Below are 23,881 nucleotides of genomic sequence, written 5' to 3' on the forward strand. Positions count from 1 at the left end.
CCGTGAATACAATGACGATCACCCGAGACACTCTTCATCGCGCGGTCTCTTCGGCCAGAGCGCGATTGGTAACGCCCAGGGGCTGCACGCCCCTGATGACATCGACCAGCGCATTCGAATCCTCGGGCACGACATCGTCGCCCCAGGCCACATGTCCGTCGGGACGCACCAGCACAAGCTTGCGCCCGTACAACACGTGAGCCCCCTCGTGGTCGATATCGACCACGGTCAGCGGCACACCGGCGCGCTCAGCAGCGTCGCGCAATGCGTCGACGGCCAGACCCTTGTCAAAGCGCATCAGCACGAAGTCGCGGCCGAAGAAATCCAGCGTCGATAGTTCCGGGCTGAGCCAGACATGCGGCGCGCGATGGCCTGGCCGCGCGGTCTGGACGTAGGTGTTGACGGTGTCCTCAGGCGCCGGCGTGCCGTCAGCCGCGACGATGGAGGAGCCTTCATAACGGAAGCCGAGGTGAATGCCGATCGTGTACCACTCGCGCTTCATCATCTTCGTATAAGCGTCACCGAAGACCTGTCGCGCTCGATCCCCGTCGGGGCCTGGTTCAAACACCGTCTGGCTCAGGCTCTCGCGCGGCGTGAGCATCAGCTTGAGGTTGTTGGTCGCCTCGTTCACATTGCGAATCGCGACGGGCCGACGCTCGAATTCGTAGGTTTCAAGCAAGTGCTCGCCGCCCCAGCCCTCGACCATGGCCTGCAGTTTCCAGCCGAGATCGACTGCGTCCTGGATGCCCATGTTCATGCCGAAGCCGCCCGTCGGAGAGGTCAGGTGTGCTGCGTCTCCCGCAATCTTCACCCGCGGGGTGCCATAGTTGTCGGCCACGAGCTGGCGGCGAATCCAGGGCATCAACGAGATGATCTTGAACTCGAAATCGTCACGGCCCACGGCCCGGCGAAACGCCTGGGAAACGTCTTCCTCGGAAAGCGTGCGCATGGTCCCGTCGCCGACAATGGACAGGCGCCACAAGTCTCGCCCGTTGATCGCGACCAGCGTGCTCCAGGTGCCTTCCGGACCGATGAAGATATAGCGGTACCCGGGCTTCTTGTCGTGTAACTGCTCAAGGCCGTTGCACTCGATGATGGCGTTGGTCGTGTAGGTGAGCGCGGGCGTGCCGGTCATCCTGATACCAAGGCTCTCCTTGACCCGGCTTGCCCCGCCGTCGCAACCGACGAGGTATTGACACGCCATCTCCCGCTCTTCGCCAGACCTGAGGTCGCGAACCCGCACAGTCACCCCGTCGCCGTTCTCCTGATGCGAGACATACTCGGTGCAGTAGCGAATCTGGACATTGCCCGTCTTGCCCGCGAAACGCGTCAGTACCGGGTCAAAGAAATTCTGCGGACATCGTTCGCGCTTTTGCGGGCTCTGCTCAGGTTTGGGTTCGTCCCGCACGGTCGGAAACGATTCGCGGCCGAACTCATAGCCGCCATAAAGTTGCGAGACCCAGGCATAGTCCTGGGAATAGTCGCGGTTATAACCGGCATTCTCAACGTCATCCGCAATGCCCCAGCGGCGGCAAAACTCCATGGTGCGAATACCGACCATATCCATCTTGGGCTGGAACACCTGGCCGTCGCCCCTCTCGATGAGCACGCATGAAACGCCTCGCCATCCGAGATCTCCGGCTAATGCGAGGCCTACCGGACCTGCACCCACGATGACCACGGGGGCCTGTTGAACTGAACTGGTTTGCGCCATAGCTGGAAGCTCCATCATTCATCACATGCTGATTCGAATGTGCGATACACCGACCCGGACTGAGCCTGCGATGCCGCGATCTGGAGCTACTCTACCGAGCAAACGCTTAATGCGACCAATACTGTTTGTGGATACTTTGAGAGGATATTCCTCTCGTCTAACGCCAATGTTCTTCCTCTAAATAGATCGGAAAATCGTATTGGCGTCTGTGGCATGCATGTGGCTATCCTGATGATCAGGTAGTCGGCACGACGGTAGCCGGCACACAAGAACGATAAGACTCAAGGAGACATCTCATGCACCCGCCCGGCGCAATCCGCGCGCTCGATGTATTCGGCATCGGCTCTTCGAGCTTGTCCCGGAACCTCCCGATTTCCCTCAGATGAATCCGCTCTGCAGGGGGAGACGTCTGTCTGCAACGGCCGCCAGCCTGGACAGCAATCGGCTCTTGATGGTGGAAATCCAGTTGATAAACCCGATGCTCCCAGTACACGTGGTCAGGAGTGGAAAATGAACGAAGGACGCGCTCAGCTAGCGGGGAAGGTCACCATGATTACCGGCGCCGCCCGGGGTATCGGCAAGGCGACCGCGGAGCTTTTTGCACGTGAAGGAGCGACAGTCATAGCGCTGGATATCAATGAGGAAGAAGGCGCACTTCTGCAGTCCGGCGCGTACAACATCCATTTCAGATCGCATGACGTGGCGAGCGAGGCGAGTTGGATCCAGGTAGTCCATTGGGTAATCGAAAAGTTTGGCCGCGTGGATGTGCTTGTCAACAATGCCGCCATCCAATATGAAATGCCGCTGGAGCAAACCTCATATGAGGCCTATGAGCGTGTCATCCGGATCAATCAGATTGGTCCGTTTTTGGGAATGCGCTCGGTCATACCTGAAATGAAACGCCTGGGCAGTGGATCGATTGTGAATATGTCGTCGACGGCGGGTCTTGGCGGTCTTCATGGAATGACCGCATACGTTGCCAGTAAGTACGCGGTTCGAGGCATGACCAAGGTGGCTGCGCTGGAGTTGGCCCGAGATCGTATCCGGGTCAATTCAGTGCACCCCGGCCTCACCGACACTCCGATGACGCAGCGCTTCAGCCCCGAAAAACAAGCTGCTCGTGCGAGCGCAACGCCATTTGGGCGCGCCGCTGAACCGCTTGAAATAGCGAACCTGGTCCTGTTCCTGGCCTCGGATGCCGCTTCCTTCTGCTCGGGTGGCGAATACGTATGCGACGGGGCATCGACCGCGTCACCGCTTTAGAAAGACAAGCATGAAAGCCACGCATGGCGCTCGCGAACCCTGTTCAGCGACAACGTCGGTCAGCGATCAGAGATTCCGCAAGCATGGTCGTGCAAACGATTTCTTGACTTAAGTGTCGTGATGACACTTTTACTACGGGTACAGAAAGATGACTTATGAACGTCCCTGGTATCGCTGGTATGTGCTGTTCATCTTGACGCTGATCTACGCGTTCAGCTATGTCGATCGCCAGATCGTTACCATTCTCGCTCCCTACCTGAAGAAGGATATGGGAATTTCCGACGCGCAACTGGGCCTGCTCTACGGTACGTCGTTCGCGTTGTTCTACTGCGTTTTCGGCATTCCGCTGGCCCGCCTCGCCGATGGCTGGAGCCGCGTGCGAACACTGGCGCTGGGACTGTCGTTCTGGTCTCTCATGACGGCTCTTTCGGGCCTGGCGCGCAGCTTTTCTCAGCTGGGCGTTGCCCGCATCGGGGTGGGCGTCGGCGAAGCGAGTGCGACCCCGGCCGCGGTATCGTTATTGGGCGACTATTTCGAGCGTTCCCGTCGCGGAACGGTGCTGGCTTTGTATTCAGTCGGCGTGTATGTCGGCGCGGGAGCTTCGCTGATCGTCGGCGGCTCCATCCTCTCGACATGGGAACATGCATACGGGAAAGGCCACGGCGTAGCGCCCTTCGGCCTGGTGGGCTGGCAAGCCACGTTTATCGGCGTGGGCTTGCCTGGCCTGCTCTTCGCCCTGATTGTGCTGCTCACGATCAAAGAGCCGGTGCGCGGACGACTCGACGCGGTCGCCGCAAAAAAGGATCCCCATCCGTTCGGCAGCGCGATGCGCAGTCTCGGCGCGATGATCCCTCCGTGGAGTTGGATGCACCTCAAGGCCCTGGGCGCGTCAAGGCGTGAATATGTGCGCAACTGGACGTATCTTTTGTTCGCCGTACTCCTGGTCATATTCGCAACCTGGGGAACAAATCACGTCCTGTCCACGGGTCGTAAAGCCGAAATTGGATCGGTGTTCGGTCTGTCGATCACCAGCAACCTGGTCCAATGGATAGCCATCGCCGTTGCAGTCTATGTCTGCTCGAACTGGTTCCAGGCCACACGTCTTGGTGACGCGTCCGCACACCGTCTTATCACTGGCTCCAGGTCCTTTGTTGCGGTAACGGTGGCGGGCGCGTTTCTCGCCTTTGCAATGAATGCAGTCAACGGCTTCGTATTTGTGTATGCCAGCCGTACGCTCGGACTGACTGCGCAAGCCGGTTTGCATCTCGGCATCATCGCAATCATCGCGGGTGGCGCGGGTATCGCTGTCAGTGGTTACCTGTGCGACTACGCCAAGCGCAAACACCCGTTTGGCCGCCTGTATTTCGTGTGCTTCACCGCTTCCGTATTCACCGGTGCGAGCGTCATTCAATACCTGACCCATAGCATCACAGTCTTCTACTGCGCCTACGCGGTCGCAACTCTGTTTGTGCCGATGTGGTTTGGCCCACTGCAGGCGACCACGCAAGACCTGGTCATCCCGCGTCTGCGCGGAACGGCATTCGCAGCATTTTCCCTCGGTCCGAATATTTTTGGATTGGGTCTTGGCCCCTACTGCGTGGGTCTGATCAGCGATGCAACCGGGGACTTGCGCCTTGCAATCCTGTGCGGGATAGCTGTCCTGCCAGTCTCCATTTTCTCGCTGCTCGTTGCGAGCCGCTCGCTGCTGAAAGGAGAAGAAGCAGCCCGCGCCGAGCTTGCCGCGGCAGACACGGGGGTGATCGAAGAAGCGTCGATGGGCATACCCGTAGAGCAATTAACGTAACCACCCTGATTGTCTCCACTTGTCCCAAGACAAGCTATCAGGCTGACACTGCAATAACCTTAGCAGGAGGAAAACCGGCATGACGAGGCTTACGCAAACACTTGCCCATTTTGTCGCGCAGACGCGCTTTGAAGATCTGCCACCGCCGGCGGTAGCCGAATGCCGACGGCTCCTTCTCGACACGATCGGCTGTGCTCTTGGTGCGATCCGCACGGAAAGCGGGCGCATTGCACTCGAGTATGTCGGCGCCCTGGGAGGCAATCCCGATGCTACTGTTCTTGGAGCGCCGCAGCGCAGTTCCGTGACCGCCGCCGCTTACGCCAACGCACGCTTGGCCAACGTCCTGGATGCGGACGACACTTTCCCCACCTCGACTCACTTCGGCAATGCGACAGTCTTTTCAGCGTTGGCGCTGGCAGAGTTGGATGCCCGCAGCGGACGCGACTTGCTAACGGCCATCGCGGTCGGCTTCGACGTCGGTGCGCGGATCGGAAGCTGGATGGGCGCACCCATGCAGATCAAGGACGGCAAGGTGATCGGTTGGAATGAACTGGGCGGTCCGGCCGCGACGATCACCTGGGCAGCGATCGGCGCATCGACGAGCATCGCCGGCCTCGATACGGATCAGGCTAATCATGCCTTTGGTATTGGCGGCAGCAACTCGCCGCAACCCACACTGCGCAAGTGGGCGGAATCGGTCGAGCAGCCTATGTACAAGTACGCCGACGCAGGTTGGTGCGCGGAGATCGGCGTCTCGTCGGCTTTACTTGCCCGGTTGGGCAGCACCGGTTTCAAAGATATCCTCGATGGGGAAAACGCGTTCTGGAAGTTCTACGGCTCACCCGGTCACGACGATCAGGCGTTGATGGCCGGCCTCGGCACCGATTGGCAGATCCTTAACACGACCTACAAGCCCTGGCCCTGCTGCCGATGGATTCACCATCCGCTCACGGCTTTCACCCAACTACTCGCCCGGCATGAACTTCGCCCTGAAGAAATCGAACGGGTCGTTGTGCGTGCCAATCCGTTTGCGCTGACATCCATATTCCGGGAACAACATCCGGGGGACCCTCTCAGCGCGGAATTCAGTCACGCCCACGCGATGGCAGTCGTTGCCTATGACGTACCGGCCGGGCCCCGATGGTATGAAAGGCAAACGATGAACGACGAGCGCATCAAGGCTTTCCGGGAACGCGTTACCGTGATGCCGGAGCCGACGTCTTCCAATATTGCGGAGTGGATGACCGGCGGTCAATGGCGCGGCGTGCCGGGCGGAGTCGATATTCACGCACGGGGGCAAGTCTTCAGCGCCACGGCCGACTACTCGCTTGGAGATCCGTGGACGGCGTCGACTCTCTTCTCGGATGAGCAGATCACCAGCAAGTTCAAAGTGATGGTCGGGCTCGACGAAGGTGGCAATGACGATCGGCACTTAGCGCTGAAGAATGCGGCAGAAGATGTCATCGATGTCATCTTGACGCTGGATGCAGGCCCGATTGCGCGGCTAGCCGACAGTCTTGCGGTTTTGGCTCGTTCGATGGCTGATTCAACCCACTAGGAATGCCGGGAAGTATCGACCGGCAAGCGATGGCGCGGCCGGCATCAGGATGATTTGAAATCCGCTGCCTGCCGCAAAAAACATAGAAATATTGCACCCGCCAGGGGTCCGGCCGCGATGACGCTGAGCGTCATATTGATCGAGCGTCCATGCGCGAACACGTAGCCCGCCACCAACGGCGAGATGAAACTACCAACCGACCATATTGTGTTGACAAAGCCAGCGGCGGCGCCTGCAAGGCGCGGCCCTGACGCTTGCGTGTAGAGCCCGATCAATAGTGGCGTGTAGCCGTATGCGGCGGCTCCCAACAACGGCGCGATCAGGTAGTACCCCAAGGTTGACGAACAATTTCCGAACGCTACGAGCAACACGATGAAAACGATCAGGTCCACCACGGCGACGAGCCGGGCGTAGCGGTTCAACGTGTCATAGAGCCGCCCGAACAGCGGCTTCGACAAGAATGCGCCCACGCCAAACCACATCAGGATCGAACCGGCAGCCACCGGCGACAACCCATGTGCTACGGTCAACATGGCGCTCGCCCAGGCGACGAAACCAAGCGTGCCGAAGAGCGCGCCCGCCCCTCCAAGCGCAACCAGGACGAGATTGCGGTTTCTCATCAACGCGGCGATCTGCGTGCCGCTGATCCTCGGTACGGCTTGCCTGACCGGCGAGTTCTTGACAACGAGCACGCAGATAGCCGAGAAGACCAGTGTCGCGATACCGAGAATCTGATAAGCGGCCTGCCAGCCATACGCGGCGGCAAACCGAGGCACGGTGGCGTTCGCCAGGACGACCGATACCGACGTCCCGGTGGCCCATATTCCAAACGCCCGGCCTTTGTCCCTGACGAACCAGACAGTCAATATCTTGATGGTGGCGCCGTATTCCGCCCCGGCGGCAAACCCCATCAACAAATGCAGCGCAATGGCCGCCCAGAACGTATGCACGTAGCTGAAACAGAAAGTGAGTATCGCCAGCGGGAACATCGAGATTGCCAGCGTCGCGCGGCTGCCCAGTTTGTCCGCCATGATCCCGCCAAGCGGACACGAAACGGTATAGCCGACGTAAAACGCCGTGGTGAGCGAGCCCAGCAGCGCGAGCTTGAACCCGAGCGCATGTCCCACGGGCGCCGCGATACTCGCCCACGCAAACCGGTCCACGCAACTCACCGTGAACGCTGACCAGATGACCAGCAAGATGACCCAGCGGAATCCACCGTCAGTTGCCTCGCGCATGGCGGCCGGCAATAGCTGGCCCGCTGCCAGCCGATTGTCAGATTTCATCGAGTCGTCTCCGGGCTGTTTCGTCGATAGGGCATGGTGTCTCGTTCTTTTTTCGTCAACCGTCGTAAGCGCCGGGCCTCGTGAAGCGGCGTGCGCCCGGCCAGGATCGCGCTGCCCGACGTCGGCGTCAAATGCAAAGATACTCATTATGCAATGGTTCATCCATTGGATAATTCGCGCAACTGAAGTATACCCTTGCGCCGCCAGGTCCACACCTGACCGTCCCGAGCGGTGCGAACTGCCGAAAATTCAGAGCCGCGGTTGATGCACCCTTGGATTGACAGGAATCTTATACATGCATACATTAATGGTTCATCCAATGATATTTTTGAACTTCCCGCTGCGTACTGATCACGGCTCCGACCATCACCGAAATGTAACGCGCGTGCACGGTGCACGATGGCATTCAGCGCGTCACTGAACGAACCGTCAATCCAGGCAACTCGCGACATCGCATGCGGCAAGCGCCTTCAAAGCCAGCTTTTTCTTCTGAGGCGGAGATCGACGAACATCAGGTGCCGCCCTTCAACGTTTGAGCATCCTCTGCGAGCCATGCCGCCATGAGTGAATCCGAATCTCCCACGCCGAGCTTTCCTCGCGCACCCGCGCTTTTTATTTTGGTCTGCGTCACGCTGTCCGGCACATTTCCGCTTCATGTGTTTATTCCTGCGCTACCCTCGGCCGCGCGCGACCTGCGGGCATCAACATCCGGAATCGGACTGACGATTACCCTCTATATCGTCGGACTATCTATCGGGCAGCTTATCTACGGGCCATTGTCGGATCGCTACGGACGACGTCCCGTCCTGTTGTCGGGGTTGCTGCTGTTTGCGCTTGCCAGCGTCGCGGCGGCCTTCGCACCGACGCTGGGAACACTCGAATTGGCCCGTGTGGCCCAGGCGCTCGGCGGATGCTCGGGCCTCGTGCTCGGAAGAGCGATCGCTCGCGACAGTTCTGGATCGACAAGCTTGATCCGGCGCCTTGCCACACTGAGCATCGCCATGGCGATCGCAACCGCCGTTGCCCCGATAATCGGCGCTCAGATAGTGGAGCATTTCGGCTGGCGCTCAATCTTCGTCGCGCTGAGCATCGTGAATGTCCTGGTTCTCCTTGCCGCCTGGGCCATGGTCGCCGAGACCCATCCGGCGTCGCGTGACTTCAAGGTGAGCCGCTATCTCAAGAGTTATCTGACGCTGCTTCGATCGCCGACATTCATTGCTCACAGCCTTGGCGGTGCCAGCGCTACCACCGGTATCTATGCGTTCCTCTCAGCCTCTCCGTTTATTCTCGAGTCGCGGCTCGGACTGTCAGCGCGCGCGTTCGGTTTCGCGTACTGCGCCCTCGTCGTAGGACTCGCAAGCGGCCAGACGACGGCCAAGCGACTCGCGGGCAGCGTTTCTGCACGAACCGCTCTCATTGTCGCCAGCCTGATCATGGTTGCGGCATCCCTGAGCCTGCTCGTCTCCTATATTTGCAATTCGCTGTCTATTGTGTCGGTGATGGCGCCGATGATCGTGATGTTCTTCGCCACCGGGCTCGCGAGTCCATTTGCCATCAGCAGCGCACTTGATGTCGATCAGTCAGTGGTCGGCGCGGCGGCGGGACTTTATGGCTGTCTGCAAATGGGATACGGCTCGCTATGCACAGCGGCAGTCGGTCTGTCGCCCAACGATCCGACCATCTCGATGATAGGTGCTCTGCTTGTATCAGCCGCCATTGCCTGGCTCTCGTTCAACGCAGTACCCCGCCCTGGTGCTCCAGTGGAGCGACGTTCCGTTGCCTAGTCCCCGGTCGTGCACGCCTTGATTCGACCAAGAGCGTACCCACAAAGCCTACCCTTTATGCCGACAACTCATTGAATCCAGCCTCAAATTAGGGTTTGCTCTGTTTGACACGAATTACGGCTTCTCTATGATTGTATCAATGGTTCATCCAATAGCCAGAACCAGTAGCCGACCCATAAAAACGATTTCGTCGTTCGCCCACGGGGCGCGATCTAGGAGATAAACGTGAAGCTTGCAAAAACCTTGGTTGGGGCGCTGACGCTCGCGGTAGGAGGACCGGTCTTCGCGCAGAGCAGCGTAACGCTGTATGGCTTGCTTGACGAAGGCATCAACTACGTGAACAACGTCCAGACCGCGCAAGCTGGCGCGCCTCACGGAAGAACCGGCGCGCCTCTGTACCAGATGTCCACCGGACTGATGCAGGCGTCGCGTTGGGGAATGCGAGGCACGGAAGACCTGGGCAATCACTATCAAGCTATTTTTGTGCTCGAAGACGGCTTTGACGTCGGCACCGGGAAATTTCAACAGGGCGGCACCTTCTTTGGCCGGCAGTCCTATGTGGGCATAACCAGCCCATACGGCAGCATCACCCTTGGCCGGCAATACGATTCAATTGTCGACGTCATAGGACCCATGCAAGCCGGCAGTTACGCCGGGGGAGCCTATGCCGACCACCCGGGTGATATCGACAACGTAGCTGACTCCCAGCGCATCAACAACGCGATCAAGTACACGAGTCCGACATACGGCGGAGTGACCGTGACCGGGCTGTATAGTTTCGGCGGTGTCGCAGGCTCGTTCGGGAAGGACACCATCTATTCCATAGGCGCGCGTTTCGCCATGGGACCGTTCGCCGTGGCCGCGGGCTATATGCATATCGACAATCCGAACCAGTCGTTTTACGGCAACAACTCAACCGGCTCCACGACTGCCAATAACCTGGGAGCTGTAAGCGGTGTGCAGACGAATCCAATCTACGGCGGATTTGCTTCAGCCGGCCGCATGCAGATTTTTTCGGGCGCCGCCCAGTACACCATCGGCTCTCTCATTGCGGGCATAGGCTATTCCAACATCCGCTTCCAGGACCTGAACGATCCCGCTTCCGGCACGCTTAGTCTCACCAACCCCTTCGGGTATAAGGGCAATGCGTCATTCAACAACTACAACGTCTACGCAGGTTATTGGGTTACGCCGGCACTGCAGCTCGGCCTGTCTTACAACTACCTGAGAGGTGGCGCTATTGCTGGGAAAGATAGTGCTGCGTATCAAACGCTCAACGGCGCCATCGACTACTTCCTTTCCAAGCGTACAGACGTCTACATAGCCACCGCTTACATGAAAGCGTCCGGCGTGGATTCAACCGGGCAGGCAGCGGTGCCCTATCTTGTGACGCTGACACCGTCGAACACGTCCAGCCAGGTCGTCGCACGAATCGGTATCCGTCACAAGTTTTGACCCGCGAGCATGGATTCATGCTTCTTTTAACTACACGGCCACCGATCCTGATTGTCTTTACGAGAGCATGGGTCGTCGCGTCGTGAAACGCACTGCGCGAGCCGTTAGCGCAAGTTAAATAAGCAAATTGCTTTGGGTGCGCCTGCCAATCGCCGTGAGTTTTCCCGAGCGGAAGCCATTGATATCGCTGTACGATGTCACGGTTGAAGAGCCTCGGACGAAGACTTCAACGTCTTGAAAAGGAGAATCAAAATGAATGCGAAGACAATACTCAGGTTGGTGTGCTGTGTTCTGGTGGCCTCTCAGTGCGTCAGTGCCGGCGCTCAGCCAAGTGATGCCAGTGCGGCCGCACCGACTACATCAAGCGCCACGCCCACCGCGAAATCCACGCGGATCGCGAACCGGCAACTCGCGAAAAAAGTCCGTACCGCGTTGTCGAAAACCAAGGGGCTTGACATCACGTCAATTGCAATTCGCGCCAGAGGCGACAGCATCGCGCTGTCGGGCTCCGTTCCCGATGCCACACAAATCGAGAAGGCAGGCACAGTCGCCCAGGGGGTAGCGGGCGTTACGTCCGTCAAGAACGATTTGACTGTTCGGGAAGTGGGTCAGTAGGAAAAATCTCGTCGGCTCGTGGCTCGCTCCGTTGACATGTTCCTGGCTGCCAGATCCCAGGTCTGGCAGTTCGTTTTCAGACAATATCTTGCTGATTAAATTAGCAATGCAGATCGTTTTGTTTGAGTGATCATCACACTCGACTAAAAACCGGATCAGGCAATGGGTCATCTCAGCACTCCCGTCAAACGCTATTCCCGCATTCCAGGCCTGGTCCTGTTGGTCTTAGGCACGGGACTCGCCCATCCCTTCGTAATGTCAGGCGCGATCAACTCCAACGCGACGTTCACCGGGTCTGCTTGCGGATTGTACGGGTTCATCCAAATGGCTTTCGGCGCGCTATGCACAGCGCTTGTCGCAGTCGGCGGCAATCACCTCGCGATGGCAATCATCCTGGTTTTGCTATGTGCGATTCATTTTCAGGAGATCAGCTTATGCAGAGTGACATTCTTTTGAGCGAGAGGCTTCGCGTGCGTGAAACCATCGAGCGTTATTTCTTCGGAGTCGACGCGCAAGACGAAGGCGCACTCATCAGTTGTTTTATCGACGATGCAAGCGCCGAATACCACGTGACAACCCCGGAGCACAAGATTGTGTCCGGAGGGCTTGCGATCGCGCGAGACGTCTATGCCCATTGCAGCCAGTTCACCTCGTCCAACCACAGCGTCTCCAACTTCGTCGTCGATATTACGTCGGACATAGCCAATTCAAACACTTTCGCGGTCGCTCATGTCATCGTGCGCGGAAAGGCTCTCCTGAGAGGACTGCGGTATCAGGACCGTCTGGTCCGGCACATGGACGGATGGCGTGTCGCCAGGCGTTTGCACACTCCCTTGTGGCAGATCGAAGCCGACGTGCTGCCGCCAGCCTTTGCTCAAGCCCTGACAGAGCGCAAATAGCCAAGGAACAACATGAATCAGATCGACCTTCGCGCACGATTTCGGCCAACTGCGCGAACCTTGCGGACCGCACCTCTTCTTGCGCTGGCCGCAATGTCTTTTGTTCCCCACGGTGCCGCTGCGGCCGTCCCCATCAAGATCTGCTTTGTCGATGATCGCAGCGGTGCAGCAGCGGACACGGGCAAGCTCAGCCTCGAGGGTATTGAACTTGCAATCGACCAATTCAATACGGTGGGAGGGGCGAAGGGCCACACCGCGCAGTTGATCGCTTACGACGGAAAAACCGACCCTCAGCTCTCCGCGACTTATGCCCAGCGCTGTGCCGAGGACGATCACGCACTCCTGATTCTTGGTGGCGATCCTACCGCACCGGCAGCGGCAATGATTCCGATCGCCGAGGACAATCGCATCCCCCTATTCATCCTGGCAGCAACCGCCGACCGCCTGACCCAGCCGGTCATGCCCTATGTGTTTCGATTCGGACCGGATAGCACCCAGGAAGCGCAGGCCGTGGCTGATCTGCTAGCCACGCAGCAATTCAAGCGAGTGGCCCTTGTTGCGTGCTCCGCGACCTCCGGGATCGACTATCTACGCGCGATTACCACGGCGCTTGAAAAAAGAAATATCCCGATCGTCATCGAACAAACCTATGACATCAACGCCGTTGACCTGTCACCGCAAATGGCTAACGTTCGCAATGCAAAGCCAGACGTCGTGGTCGTGATTCCCTATCCTGCCGATGGCGCGCGCGTCCTGCGTACGGCCCAGCAGCTCGGCATGAACTTGCCGACGGTGGTTGTACGCACCGTGCTGATGGACACGTTACGCAAACTCGCGGGCGATGCGTCGGACGGCGTCGTCACGCCCAATACGGTCGACACCAGCCGGGCTGACGTAAAACTTCTCTTCAGCCATCTGGACACGCGATATGGGCCACACCAGCCAACGCTCTACTCGGTCATCTCGTACGACGCGGCACGTGTCTCACTCGCCATTGCCAGTCAGCCAGATGTCCTCCAGCGTCTGGAAGCGGGCGACATCGCGGCTGCGCGGCAAAATTTCCGCGACGAGGTGGAACGAATCGGAACATTTGAAGGGGTGCAGGGGCGCAAGGGCGCAACGTATCGGTTCACTGCTCGCAATCACCAGGGACCGGAGGGAAACAACTGGTACGTGTACACCCAGGTGGCCGAAAAAGGGACACGCCTGGTGCCAGCCAATCTGAATACTTTCAACCCTGCCAGGTAGCGGAACGTTACTTTGAGCTTTCGGCTCAAGCCTGCTGCACGTCGCACTTTGGTTCGCGTCTCTGACCCGAAAACTCGGCCGTCGCGCCAACTGGAAAGTCGACGGTCTCTTGACACCGCCCGACCGCTGTCGCATTATATATCTATGGTTGATCCATTGATATTTGGATCAAATTGTGTATGAATTACCGAGTTGCTTTTGAGAGAGAAGCCAGATGTCTGAAGCCGAAATTGGTTTGTCGTCCGATCAGTCTCCCGCTAGCCCGTCCGCTCCTGGCATTGACGGGGAGCGGCCCAAGCGCCCGCTCGATGGCATTGTCGTCGTGGAGACCTCAAGTTTCCTGACAGGGCCGTTCACGGCGATGATGCTTGCCGACCTCGGCGCCGACGTCATCAAGGTCGAGCCGCCGGGCGGCGACGGGTTCCGCAAGTTCGGGCACAACCGTGAGGGCTTCGGGGCCTCATGGACGAATGCGAATCGAGGCAAGCGCAGCGTGGTGATTGATCTGAAGACGGATGAGGGAACGCGCCGCCTGAAGAACCTGCTCGCTACCGCGGACATCCTTGTCGAGAACTGGCGGCCACGCGTTGCCGCCTCGCTCGGTCTCGGTCAGGATGTGCTGCAGGCGCTTTACCCGCGCCTCATTCGCCTGTCGATCAACGGCTTCGGCGACACCGGCGCGCTCGCCAATGCACCGGCGTTCGATTCGCTGATCCAGGGCCGCACCGGCATCGTGGCGTCCGAAGGCCGCAACGGCAAACCAGCGGTTACTCCGTTCAACATGGTCGACAAGGTGACCGGAGCATTCGGCGCCCAGGCGGTCCTCGCGGCCCTCTACGAGCGTGAGAAAACGGGAAAAGGCGGACACATTAAATTGCCTATGCTTGACGTCATGGGCTATTTCAACTTCCCCGACATGTTCCAGCACCGTACCTTCGAAGGCGACACGTCAGCGTGGAAGCCACCCGCGTCGCAGGTGCTCGAAACGTCTGACGGATTCGTTGTCATCTCTCCCGCCAACGGCGCGCAGATGTCAAAGACGCTTAACGCGGTGGATCGGCCCGAGTGGAAGGAAGAGTTCAAGCAGATGCGCGACCCGGTGGCCATGGCGGACGAATTTTTCCGGCGCGTGGGCGCGGTGGTGAAGGAGAAAAACACAGCGTTCTGGTTGTCACGTTTCGAGGAACTGGACGTCCCCGCCGCCCCTGTATTTTCCCTCGACGAATTCCTGAACGACCCCCAGGTGGCGAACAACCGCGTGTTCGATTTCGTGGACTCTCCCGTAGGCCCGATCCGGACCGTGCGTTACCCGGCCACCTTTGACGATCGTATGTTCGCGGCGCGCTCGGGGCCGCCTGGAATTGGCGAGCACGACAAGGAAATCGGCGGCAATTAACCGTCCGGCATGCGCTCCCTATCCAAATATGCAAGCGGCTATCCACACAATCAACCCAGGACAATGACATGAAACTCGCAAGCTTCAATGGAGGACGGATCGGCGTCGTGATCGACGACGACATCGTGGACGTTTCGGAACTGCTGAACGCAACGCCGAACGCGTGGCCGCCGGTCGCCATGCTGCATGTGATCGATCGCTTCGCCTCGCTGCGCGGCAAGATCGAGGACTTCGTGCAAACGGCTGCGCGCACGAAACTCTCCGGGGTGAGGCTCGAGACACCGGTCGCGTGGCCGAACAAGGTCATCGCCTTCCCTGCGAACTATCACGCCCATGTCGAGGAGATGAAGACCGGCACCGGTCTCATCTCGGCGTTCAAGGCAGACGGACAAGGGTTCTTCTTGAAGGCGAACTCCAGCCTGAGCGGGCCAAACGACCCCATCGTCCTGCCGAACATTCCAAACCGGCAGATCCATCACGAGTGCGAGCTCGCGATCTTCATCGGCAAAGGCGGCCGCGAGATCAGCCGCGACGACGCGCTCGGTCATGTGTTCGGCTATGCCTGCCTGATCGATGTCGTTGTGCGCGGCAAGGAAGAACGCGTGATGCGCAAGTCCTATGACAGTTTCTGTCCGGTTGGACCTTACATCGTGACTGCCGACGAGGTGCCCAATTACGACTCAATCGACCTGCAACTCTCGGTCAACGGCGAGACACGTCAGAGCGCCAGCACGCGCGATCTTATCGTCGATATTCCGGAGATGATCCGGATGGCGTCCGCGGTGATGACGCTGTACCCGGGCGACATCATTGCAACGGGCACACCTGCCGGCGTCGGCCCGATCCACGGTGGCGACAAGGTCGTGATCGAAATCGGCAAGGTCGGGAAAATGTCGATCGATGTCGTGCAAAGCGAAGGCGGCAATCATCCCGTCTGGGATAAGCCGCTCAACTGAGCCGCTCAGCCAGGTCGTTTAACTCAGCCGTCCAACTAAGCGAGGAATATCGAGCGCATGGATTCCAGTCAATCGAAACCGCCTCTCCAGGCTCCGTTGCATTCCCGCCGTCTGACAATGAGCGATGGCGTGGCGCTGGCCGCAACCGTCAGCGGGCAACCCGGCCAGCCCGCGGTCGTCCTCCTGCATGGCGGCGGTCAGACCCGTCATTCGTGGCAGGGTACGGTGCAGTCGCTCGGCGCGCTCGGCTACCATGCGCTCGCCTTCGACGCGCGTGGTCACGGTGACAGCGACTGGTCTGCGAAGCCGGATTATTCGTACGACCGCCTGGCGGACGACCTGGAAACCGTTGCGTCGAAAATGGGCGATGCTCCGGTCATCATCGGTGCCTCTATGGGCGGCATGACTGCCATGCATGCGATTGGCCGCAACCCCACGGAGCTCGCGCGTGCAATGGTGCTCGTGGATATCGCGCCGCGCGTCGATCCAAAGGGGTTGAAGCGCGTGAACGACTTTCTCAACGGCTATCGCGACGGTTTCGCGGATCTGGAGGAAGCAGCCGATGCCGTGGCCGCCTACAACCCGCACCGCCCGCGCCCGCAGAATCCGCGTGGCCTGATGAAAAACCTGCGACTGCGCGACGATGGCCGTCTTCACTGGCACTGGGACCCACGTTTCTTTCGTGAGCGCAGTGACGAGCAGCGTGAGAAGAGCGCAAAGCGGCTGCTCGACATGTGCCCGCATATTGCTATCCCATCATTACTCGTGTTTGGCGCTCAAAGCGATGTGGTAACGACCGCGGGTATCGATGAATTGCGGGCGCGGTTGCCTCAACTCGAGGTGGGTACGGTGCCGGGCGCGGGACACATGATTGCAGGCGATCGCAACGATGCGTTCAACGGCGCAATCATGCCGTTTCTCGAACGCCATGCGGGCCTGGGTGACAGTCTGATCGCCTGAGCTGATTGAGATTTGATGCTTGCGCGCATCGGCATCGGCTGAAACAATTTCCAGCAAGACGAGCGCAGATCAACATGCGCCGCATGCTCACTCCCCAACCGGATCTCCAACCGGAATACTCCCCGCATAAGCGAGCGCGCACAGCAGCACCGCGCAACTCAACTGGCTCGCCATTGTACAAGCACGTGTGCGCAGGTCGTTCCACCAGTCCTTCGTGATCGTGTCCATATTGCCTTCCTCACTGCCGCACCAACAACTTAACAGCGACTAACAACGAAGCGACAATAGGCACGGCATGTGGCCCGTGCCCTCCTCGCGCTCTGCTTCCGCCTGCCTTGACGCTTCAGCCTCACGTCCGGGTCAGTTGTTCCCGGCGCCTCGCACGGTGTCAATGAGCGCGAGCGCGTCTTCCGGCAAAGCGTCGCCGCGCCACGCAACCTGTCCGTCGGGACGCACGAGGACAAGGCGGCGCTCGTACAGCTTGCGCGCCTCCTCATTGTCGATATCTACCGCCTTGAACGGGACCTTGCGCGTCCCGGCCGCTTCGCTCAACGCGTTCACGCTCAAGCTCGAGCTCGATCCCGCCGCCCCGAAGCACAGGAGCACGAACTCCTTGCCGAACAGGTCGAGCGTCGACTTGCCTTCGGCGAGCCACACATGCGGTGCACGTGAACCAGGACGCGCGGTCTGGACGTAACTGGACACTTCATCGGGTGGCTGCGGCGTGCCATCAGGCACGATGATCGGAGAACCCTCGTACATGTAGCCGAGGTGAATGCCGATCGAAAACCATTCCCGCTTCATCAATGCCGTGTATTGATCGCCGAACTCTATGCGCGCGGCTTCAGACTCGGGACCGTCCTCGAAGATCGCCTTGGAGGGCGACAGCACGCGCGGCGACAGCATCCGCTTCAGGTTGTCCGTCGCTTCGGCAACATTGCGGATTGCGACCGGCCTCTGCTCCGATTCATAGGTGTCCAGAAGATGATCGCCGCCCCACCCCTGCAGTCTGGCCGCGAGTTTCCACGAGAGGTTGACCGCGTCCTGGATACCCGTGTTCATGCCGAAGCCGCCTGTTGGGGAAGTCAGATGCGCCGCATCCCCCGCGATGAAGATGCGCTTCGTGCCGTAACGATCGGCAACCAGTTGGCGCCGTACCCACGGCAGCATTGAAAGAATCTCGAACTCGAAGTCGCGGCCGACCGCGCGCACGATCGCGCTGCGCATGTACTCCTCGGTGTGTGTCTCGCGGTTGCTGTCTCCCACCAGCGAAAAGCGCCACTGATCGCGTCCGTTGATTGCAACTAGCGTGGCCCACGTGCCTTCCGGACCGATGAAGATGTATCGGTACGCGCGCTTCTTGTCGTGCAGCGCTTCGAGGTTGTCGCTCCGGAAAATGACGTTGGTCGTATAGGTCAAGGTCGGCTCGCCTGTCATGCCGATGCCGAGCGCCTGACGCACGACGCTCGCGCCGCCGTCGGAACCCACGAGATACCCGGCTTCAATGACCCTCTCTTCGCCACTCAGCGTGTCGCGCACCTTCGCGCTCACACCATCCGTCGTCTCATGGAATTCGACCAGTTCCGAGTTGTAGGAGAGCGTCACACCGGGCGTTTGTTGGGCGAAGCGGCGCAATACCGGATCGAAGAAATTTTGCGGACACCGCTCGCGCTTTTGCGGGCTCTGCGGTGGACACTTCTCTTCGCTCGGGCTCGGAAAGATTTCACGGCCGAACTCGTAACCATTGAGACCCGTAACCCATGCGCAATCCTGCGGATAGTCGCGGTTATAGCCAGCCTCGTGAACCCATGGCACGATGCCCCAGCGTCGGCAATATTCCATCGTCCGCACGCCGACCATGTCCATCTTCGGCTGAATCACCTTCCCATCGCTTCGTTCAATCAGCATGCATGACACGCCGCGAAATCCAAGGTCGCCGGCGAGCGCCAGTCCAATCGGGCCCGCGCCCACGATCAATACAGGTGTGTACATCTGCAGTCTCCAAGAGTGTGTGTTCGTCCTGCGCAGCGGCGGCCTGAATCCGTGGCTAGACCGCTTCTTCCCGATACAGACCGAGCTTGCGCAGGGCTGGAATGTCGTTGACCTGGAACAGCATCGCCGTCGTGTCGTCCGAGCGGTTGATGTGTTCGTGCACGGCCCATGGCGGAATCGCCATGAAGTCGCCAGCCCCCCATTCGAAGGTCGTGCCGTCGACAATGGTCGCGCCGGTTCCCTTCATCACGTAATAGACCATGCTCCCCGTGTGACGATGCGCCTTCGTGTGAATGCCAGGCCGCAACGACTGCAGCACCGTGCCAATCGTCGGCATAGCCGAGCCTCCCGTGATGGGATTCAGATACTCAAGCGCGGTGTCGTCGAACGGATCGGGCGGCAACCCGGCGGCGAGCCGCAGGGCTTCCTGCGCGCGCTCAGCCCCATAGACGAGGAGCGGATTCAGCTCAGGCGTGCTGGTGTCGTTCAGCGGCTTCATGATGCCGCTGCCATAGCGCCGATACGAACGGTCGGGCACGTCGGACACCGCCTGCCGTGGCTGCGCCGATCCTTCGAAAAACGTCGCATGCATCGAGCGGACGAGCGAGATGTCCAGCACATCTAACCAGATCATCGGTTCGTCACCCTTGTGCTCGTGGTCATGCCACGTCCACGCGGGCGTCAGCACGAGATCGCCTTCGTTCATCTCGTAGCGCTCACCGTCGACGATCGTGTCGGCGCCGCGGCCTTTCATGATGAAGCGCAGCGCGCTTGCCGCATGTCGATGCGCGGTCGCGATCTCGCCGGGCAAGATGTATTGAATCGATGCCCAGAACGTGGGCGTGGTGCCGAACGGCAAGCCGCGATTGGCGAGGCGCAACGTACGGCGCTGTCCGCCGGCTTCCAGTTTCAGCTTCGCGCCGATTTTCTCCAGCAGCCGTTCGAGGTCCCTCGCCTTCCAGTGCGCGGGCTGCATTGTCGATTGCGGTTCGCGCGTGAATAGCGGGCCGTCGGTCGGTTGCGCGACGCGGCAGTTAAAACTATCCAGTTCTTCGGCCAACGCCTGGCGTTGGGCCGTGTCAGTCATTACTGTTTCACTCATGGCGACTCCCGATAAGATTGGCAACGATCGAAGGGCATGGCGTGGCGCTGCACGCGCGCATCAGACGCCTGCCACCATTTCCGGCACGATCTCGAAGAGGTCGCCGACCAGCCCATAGTCAGCGACCGAAAAGATCGGCGCCTCGGCGTCCTTGTTGATCGCGACAATCACTTTCGAATCCTTCATGCCCGCAAGATGCTGGATCGCACCCGAGATGCCGACCGCCACATACAGTTGGGGCGCGACGATCTTGCCGGTCTGCCCCACCTGAGCGTCGTTCGGGGCAAACCCGGCATCGACGGCCGCGCGCGATGCACCGAGCGCGGCACCGAGCTTGTCGGCGAGCGGCTCGAGCACGTCCTTGAAGTTCTGGCTGCTGCCGAGTCCCCGGCCACCGGATACCACCGTCGCCGCTTGCCCCAGTTCAGGGCGATCCCGCGACGCCAGAGTCCGGCTGACAAGCTGCGCGCTGTTGCCATCGGCCGCGGCGGCGATCTCCTCCAGCCGAGCGCTTGCATCCGGGCTTGTAGCTTGTGCCGCGAGCGCATCGAAGGCGGTCGGTCTCACCGTGAGAACCTTGATCGGGTCAACCGATCTCACCGTCGCAATCGCGTTGCCCGCATAGACTGGGCGCTTGAACGTATTGGCATCAACCACGTCGACGATGTCGCCGATCTGCGCGGCATCGAGCTTCGCGGCGATGCGCGGCGCCAGGTTCTTGCCCTGGCTGCTCGCTGCAAGCAAAACGTGCGAATACGATTTCGCGATGGTCAGCACGGTCGCTTCAACATGCTCCGCGATCTGGGCTTCGAGGTGTGGCGCGTCAGCGAGCAGCACCGTGTGCACGCCGCCAAGTTTCAAGGCTTCATCGGCTGCCGCACGCGCGCCACTACCGGCGACAAGCACATGAATGTGCGTCGCTTCGATCCGGCTTGCTGCCGCAATGACGTTGAGCGTGACAGCGGACAACGCACGGTTGTCATGCTCCGCTATAACTAGAATGGCCATGCTGTTTTCCTCACAATACTTTTGCTTGGTCGCGTAGCGCGCCGAGCAGCGCGGCCACGTCCGGCACCTTGATGCCCGCCTTGCGCGCCGCCGATTCCTCGACATGCAGGGTCTGAAGGTGTGGCGCGACATCGACGCCCAGCGCGCCGGGAGTCACCGTTTCCATCGGCTTCTTTTTTGCCTTCATGATGTTGGGCAAGCTCACATAGCGCGGCTCGTTCAGCCGCAGGTCGCTTGTGACGACTGCCGGCATCGGCAGCGACAGCGTCTCCTCTCCGCCATCCACTTCGCGCGTGACCATCAGCCGGTCGCCTTCAACCGACACCTTCGAGGCGAACGTCGCCTGCGGCAAGCCCGCGAGTGCGGCGAGCATCTGTCCGGTCTGGTTCGCATCGTCGTCGATAGCCTGCTTGCCCAGCAGAATCAGGCCCGGCGCCTCCCTGTCGACGATCGCCTTCAGCAGCTTCGCCACCGCGAGCGGTTGCAGCTCGGCGCTCGTCTCCACGAGAATGGCCCGGTCCGCCCCCATCGCGAGCGCCGTTCTCAGCGTCTCCTGTGATTGCGTCGTGCCGCATGACACCGCGATCACTTCCGTCGCGACGCCTGCCTCCTTGAGACGAACCGCTTCCTCCATTGCGATTTCGTCGAAGGGGTTCATCGACATTTTCGCGTTGGCCAAGTCGAGTCCGCTGCCATCGCTTTTGACGCGCGGTTTGACGTTGTAGTCGAGCACTCGCTTGACGGCGACCACCACTTTCATCGTTGTTTCTCCATGTCGTATGGCGCTTTCGTGAGGCAACTTCGCCAGTCGATCAGTTTTCCAGCAATCTGCGCGCGACGATCAACCGGTGAATCTCGTTGGTGCCTTCAATGATCTGATTGAGCTTCGCATCCCGCATCATTCGCTCGACCGGGAACTCCTTCGAGTAGCCGTAGCTGCCCAGCACCTGCACCGCTTCGGTCGTGACCTCCATTGCAATATCGGTCACGAAGCACTTGGTAATCGACGAGATCATGTTCAGCCGCGAGTGATCGCCCGAGTCGATTTCATCGGCGCAGTTGTAGAGCAGGTTGCGCGCGGCCTCGATCTTGATCGCCATGTCGGCGAGCTTGAACTGCATGCCCTGGAACTCCGCGATGGCGCGTCCAAACTGCTTGCGCTCCTTCGCATACGCGACAGAAACGTCAAGCGCACCCTGGGCAAGTCCTAGTGAGGTGGCCGCGATGGTCGGGCGGTTCAGGTCCAGCACTTTCATGCAGGCCTTGAAACCCTGTCCTTCCTCGCCGAGCAGGCAGTCCGCGTCGACACGCATGTCGTCGAAGAAGAGTTCGTGGTTCGGCGCCCCGTTGCGTCCCATCTTGTGTTCCTGGCGGCCGAGGCGAAAACCGGGTGTCTTCGTATCAACGAGAAACGCGCTGATGCCGTCCGATCCGCTCGCCTCCGACGTGCGTGCGAAGAGCAGCACGTAATGCGCGTATCCACCCCACGTAATCCAGTTCTTCTGTCCATTGATGACATACGAATTGCCATCCTTCACTGCTCGCGTGCGGATGGACGACACGTCGGAACCAGCCTGCGGCTCGGTCACCGCGATCGCCGTGACGAGACGCCCTTCGGCTGCAAGCGGCAGCCACCGCTGCTTCTGTTCCTCGGTGCCGTAATGCAGGATCGGCAGGATGAACGAGATTGAATTGTTTCCGCACAAGGTTGCGGCGGCGAGCGACACCTTGGCGATCTCCTCCTTGACGATACACACGGTCTTCAGGTTTCCGCCCGGTCCTCCGTACTCCTCCGGCAGCCACAACTGCAGGAGGCCCATGTCACCGAAGATCGGGACCAGTTCCGACGGAAAGCGGTCGCTCTCTTCCATGCCGGCCACGAGCGGCACGATGTCCTTCTGGACCATCCGGCGAACCGAGTCCTGGATCGAAACCTGCTCTTCATTGAGACGCATATTCACTCCGTCAGTCGATGCTGTTTTGCCCGGCCAATCGATACAATCAATATCCCGGGAAGGAAAGACCGCCATTGATGCTGAGGGTCGATCCCGAAACCTGATCTGACTCCTTGCTCGACAAATACAGGATGTATTCCGCGAGATCCTCGGCGGTGTTCAGCTTGAACTTCACGCGTTGCTCGGCCTTCGTGAACGCCTTGACGATGACTTCCTGCGACCCGGCATCCCTCGCGGCAAGAAAGCGATCATGAGCGGGCGTACCCGTGGTCAGCGTGGTCGCCACCGAGTTGATGCGAATGCCGAGATGCGCGAGTTCCGCGCCGAGTGCGCGCGTGAGGAACATGATCGATGCACCGGCCGCGCCGATCATCGACTCGCTCGGCGTTGGCGTGCGCGCGGCGTCCGTCGTGATCAGCACGATCTTTCCGTACTTCTGATCACGCATGAATTTCGTCGCCGCATGGACGGCGTTCAGGCGTGGCATCAGGCGGCTCGTCAAGCATGCGATGCCTTCATCAGGCGCCATGTCGACGAACAACTTGGGCTTCGGATCCCGCGGACCACCGCTCGCCACCACAATGTCCACCTTGCCAAATCGCGTGACGGCTTCCTCTACCGCGCGCTCGATTCCGCCGTAAGTCAGCAGGTCGCTGTTCACGAAAATGCGCTTGCCCGCAAACGCGCTGCATTCTTCAATCAGCGCTTGCGCCGCGACCTCGTCGCGTCCCTGGATCACCACGCTCGCGCCGCTTTGCGCGAGCTTCTTGACCGCCGCCCGCCCGATTCCCTTTGTGCCACCCAGCACCACGGCCGATGAGCCGGTAAGTTCAGTCAGCATGTTGTTTCCTGTTCCTTTCTCTAGATCCGTTTTATTCGAGCGATC

Annotated in this window: 20 protein-coding genes; 11 read left to right on the forward strand and 9 right to left on the reverse strand. The window is 59.9% G+C overall.

Annotated features, from left to right (window positions below; all coding sequences use genetic code 11):
• Positions 1-34 precede the first annotated feature (34 nt).
• Positions 35-1,714: an FAD-dependent oxidoreductase gene (locus tag FH08_RS0145675; protein ID WP_031364770.1), complete on the reverse strand. Its 1,680-nt coding sequence runs from the start codon at positions 1,712-1,714 to the stop codon at positions 35-37.
• A gap of 327 nt (positions 1,715-2,041) precedes the next feature.
• On the opposite strand from FH08_RS0145675, the gene FH08_RS0145680 reads away from it, so the two are divergent.
• The 3 genes from FH08_RS0145680 to FH08_RS0145690 all read left to right on the forward strand — a co-directional run bounded on the left by FH08_RS0145680 (position 2,042) and on the right by FH08_RS0145690 (position 6,339).
• Positions 2,042-2,977, forward strand: a complete 936-nt coding sequence (locus FH08_RS0145680; RefSeq protein WP_235210719.1) for an SDR family NAD(P)-dependent oxidoreductase — start codon at positions 2,042-2,044, stop codon at positions 2,975-2,977.
• A gap of 148 nt (positions 2,978-3,125) precedes the next feature.
• Positions 3,126-4,781: an MFS transporter gene (locus tag FH08_RS0145685; RefSeq protein ID WP_035568912.1), complete on the forward strand. Its 1,656-nt coding sequence runs from the start codon at positions 3,126-3,128 to the stop codon at positions 4,779-4,781.
• A 79-nt stretch (positions 4,782-4,860) separates the two neighbouring features.
• Complete coding sequence (locus FH08_RS0145690) at positions 4,861-6,339, forward strand: MmgE/PrpD family protein (protein ID WP_031364773.1); 1,479 nt, start codon at positions 4,861-4,863, stop codon at positions 6,337-6,339.
• A gap of 44 nt (positions 6,340-6,383) precedes the next feature.
• Here FH08_RS0145690 and FH08_RS0145695 read toward each other — a convergent pair whose 3' ends face one another.
• Positions 6,384-7,625 carry an MFS transporter gene (locus FH08_RS0145695; RefSeq protein WP_035568915.1) on the reverse strand — a complete coding sequence of 414 codons (1,242 nt, stop codon included), beginning with the start codon at positions 7,623-7,625 and terminating at the stop codon, positions 6,384-6,386.
• A 560-nt stretch (positions 7,626-8,185) separates the two neighbouring features.
• Here FH08_RS0145695 and FH08_RS0145700 point away from each other — a divergent pair.
• The 8 genes from FH08_RS0145700 to FH08_RS0145740 all read left to right on the forward strand — a co-directional run bounded on the left by FH08_RS0145700 (position 8,186) and on the right by FH08_RS0145740 (position 16,938).
• On the forward strand, positions 8,186-9,409 hold the full coding sequence (locus FH08_RS0145700) for a multidrug effflux MFS transporter (protein WP_051889022.1): 1,224 nt from the start codon (positions 8,186-8,188) through the stop codon (positions 9,407-9,409).
• Positions 9,410-9,634: 225 nt separating this feature from the next.
• On the forward strand, positions 9,635-10,864 hold the full coding sequence (locus FH08_RS0145705) for a porin (RefSeq protein WP_051889023.1): 1,230 nt from the start codon (positions 9,635-9,637) through the stop codon (positions 10,862-10,864).
• A gap of 252 nt (positions 10,865-11,116) precedes the next feature.
• Entirely contained in the window at positions 11,117-11,479 is a 363-nt protein-coding gene (locus FH08_RS0145710; RefSeq protein ID WP_031364777.1) for a BON domain-containing protein, read from the forward strand.
• Positions 11,480-11,913: 434 nt separating this feature from the next.
• Entirely contained in the window at positions 11,914-12,378 is a 465-nt protein-coding gene (locus tag FH08_RS0145720) for a nuclear transport factor 2 family protein (protein ID WP_081889829.1), read from the forward strand.
• Between the two features lie 93 nt (positions 12,379-12,471).
• Positions 12,472-13,626: an ABC transporter substrate-binding protein gene (locus tag FH08_RS0145725; protein WP_075583473.1), complete on the forward strand. Its 1,155-nt coding sequence runs from the start codon at positions 12,472-12,474 to the stop codon at positions 13,624-13,626.
• A gap of 214 nt (positions 13,627-13,840) precedes the next feature.
• Positions 13,841-15,022: a CaiB/BaiF CoA transferase family protein gene (locus FH08_RS0145730; RefSeq protein WP_081889830.1), complete on the forward strand. Its 1,182-nt coding sequence runs from the start codon at positions 13,841-13,843 to the stop codon at positions 15,020-15,022.
• A 68-nt stretch (positions 15,023-15,090) separates the two neighbouring features.
• Positions 15,091-15,978, forward strand: coding sequence for a fumarylacetoacetate hydrolase family protein (locus FH08_RS0145735; RefSeq protein WP_031364782.1), 888 nt, complete (start codon positions 15,091-15,093; stop codon positions 15,976-15,978).
• 57 nt (positions 15,979-16,035) lie between these two features.
• A complete protein-coding gene (locus tag FH08_RS0145740; RefSeq protein ID WP_035568918.1) occupies positions 16,036-16,938 on the forward strand; it encodes an alpha/beta fold hydrolase in 903 nt (300 codons plus the stop codon).
• An 87-nt stretch (positions 16,939-17,025) separates the two neighbouring features.
• Here the strand turns inward: FH08_RS0145740 and FH08_RS52845 are convergent, their stop codons facing one another.
• From FH08_RS52845 to FH08_RS0145770, 7 genes are all read right to left on the reverse strand, one after another.
• Positions 17,026-17,166, reverse strand: a complete 141-nt coding sequence (locus tag FH08_RS52845) for a hypothetical protein (protein ID WP_160172569.1) — start codon at positions 17,164-17,166, stop codon at positions 17,026-17,028.
• 132 nt (positions 17,167-17,298) lie between these two features.
• Positions 17,299-18,930, reverse strand: a complete 1,632-nt coding sequence (locus FH08_RS0145745; protein ID WP_031364784.1) for an FAD-dependent oxidoreductase — start codon at positions 18,928-18,930, stop codon at positions 17,299-17,301.
• A 55-nt stretch (positions 18,931-18,985) separates the two neighbouring features.
• On the reverse strand, positions 18,986-20,032 hold the full coding sequence (locus FH08_RS0145750) for a cupin domain-containing protein (protein ID WP_031364785.1): 1,047 nt from the start codon (positions 20,030-20,032) through the stop codon (positions 18,986-18,988).
• A gap of 60 nt (positions 20,033-20,092) precedes the next feature.
• Positions 20,093-21,040 carry an electron transfer flavoprotein subunit alpha/FixB family protein gene (locus FH08_RS0145755; RefSeq protein ID WP_031364786.1) on the reverse strand — a complete coding sequence of 316 codons (948 nt, stop codon included), beginning with the start codon at positions 21,038-21,040 and terminating at the stop codon, positions 20,093-20,095.
• 10 nt (positions 21,041-21,050) lie between these two features.
• Positions 21,051-21,800, reverse strand: coding sequence for an electron transfer flavoprotein subunit beta/FixA family protein (locus FH08_RS0145760; protein WP_031364787.1), 750 nt, complete (start codon positions 21,798-21,800; stop codon positions 21,051-21,053).
• A 52-nt stretch (positions 21,801-21,852) separates the two neighbouring features.
• Positions 21,853-22,995: an acyl-CoA dehydrogenase family protein gene (locus FH08_RS0145765; RefSeq protein ID WP_031364788.1), complete on the reverse strand. Its 1,143-nt coding sequence runs from the start codon at positions 22,993-22,995 to the stop codon at positions 21,853-21,855.
• A 46-nt stretch (positions 22,996-23,041) separates the two neighbouring features.
• Positions 23,042-23,836, reverse strand: coding sequence for an SDR family NAD(P)-dependent oxidoreductase (locus FH08_RS0145770; protein WP_031364789.1), 795 nt, complete (start codon positions 23,834-23,836; stop codon positions 23,042-23,044).
• Positions 23,837-23,881: the final 45 nt, after the last annotated feature.

The sequence above is a fragment of the Caballeronia sordidicola genome (genome assembly GCF_000729995.1).
Taxonomy (GTDB): domain Bacteria; phylum Pseudomonadota; class Gammaproteobacteria; order Burkholderiales; family Burkholderiaceae; genus Caballeronia; species Caballeronia sordidicola_A.

Bases quoted from the DNA above. Each gene is read 5' to 3' on its own strand.
- FH08_RS0145675 (WP_031364770.1), bottom strand. From the start codon at position 1,714: ATGGCGCAAACCAGTTCAGTTCAACAGGCCCCCGTGGTCATCGTGGGT.
- FH08_RS0145680 (WP_235210719.1), top strand. From the start codon at position 2,042: ATGTATTCGGCATCGGCTCTTCGAGCTTGTCCCGGAACCTCCCGATTT.
- FH08_RS0145685 (WP_035568912.1), top strand. From the start codon at position 3,126: ATGACTTATGAACGTCCCTGGTATCGCTGGTATGTGCTGTTCATCTTG.
- FH08_RS0145690 (WP_031364773.1), top strand. From the start codon at position 4,861: ATGACGAGGCTTACGCAAACACTTGCCCATTTTGTCGCGCAGACGCGC.
- FH08_RS0145695 (WP_035568915.1), bottom strand. From the start codon at position 7,625: ATGAAATCTGACAATCGGCTGGCAGCGGGCCAGCTATTGCCGGCCGCC.
- FH08_RS0145700 (WP_051889022.1), top strand. From the start codon at position 8,186: ATGAGTGAATCCGAATCTCCCACGCCGAGCTTTCCTCGCGCACCCGCG.
- FH08_RS0145710 (WP_031364777.1), top strand. From the start codon at position 11,117: ATGAATGCGAAGACAATACTCAGGTTGGTGTGCTGTGTTCTGGTGGCC.
- FH08_RS0145720 (WP_081889829.1), top strand. From the start codon at position 11,914: ATGCAGAGTGACATTCTTTTGAGCGAGAGGCTTCGCGTGCGTGAAACC.
- FH08_RS0145725 (WP_075583473.1), top strand. From the start codon at position 12,472: ATGTCTTTTGTTCCCCACGGTGCCGCTGCGGCCGTCCCCATCAAGATC.
- FH08_RS0145730 (WP_081889830.1), top strand. From the start codon at position 13,841: ATGTCTGAAGCCGAAATTGGTTTGTCGTCCGATCAGTCTCCCGCTAGC.
- FH08_RS0145735 (WP_031364782.1), top strand. From the start codon at position 15,091: ATGAAACTCGCAAGCTTCAATGGAGGACGGATCGGCGTCGTGATCGAC.
- FH08_RS0145740 (WP_035568918.1), top strand. From the start codon at position 16,036: ATGGATTCCAGTCAATCGAAACCGCCTCTCCAGGCTCCGTTGCATTCC.
- FH08_RS52845 (WP_160172569.1), bottom strand. From the start codon at position 17,166: ATGGACACGATCACGAAGGACTGGTGGAACGACCTGCGCACACGTGCT.
- FH08_RS0145745 (WP_031364784.1), bottom strand. From the start codon at position 18,930: ATGTACACACCTGTATTGATCGTGGGCGCGGGCCCGATTGGACTGGCG.
- FH08_RS0145750 (WP_031364785.1), bottom strand. From the start codon at position 20,032: ATGAGTGAAACAGTAATGACTGACACGGCCCAACGCCAGGCGTTGGCC.
- FH08_RS0145755 (WP_031364786.1), bottom strand. From the start codon at position 21,040: ATGGCCATTCTAGTTATAGCGGAGCATGACAACCGTGCGTTGTCCGCT.
- FH08_RS0145760 (WP_031364787.1), bottom strand. From the start codon at position 21,800: ATGAAAGTGGTGGTCGCCGTCAAGCGAGTGCTCGACTACAACGTCAAA.
- FH08_RS0145765 (WP_031364788.1), bottom strand. From the start codon at position 22,995: ATGCGTCTCAATGAAGAGCAGGTTTCGATCCAGGACTCGGTTCGCCGG.
- FH08_RS0145770 (WP_031364789.1), bottom strand. From the start codon at position 23,836: ATGCTGACTGAACTTACCGGCTCATCGGCCGTGGTGCTGGGTGGCACA.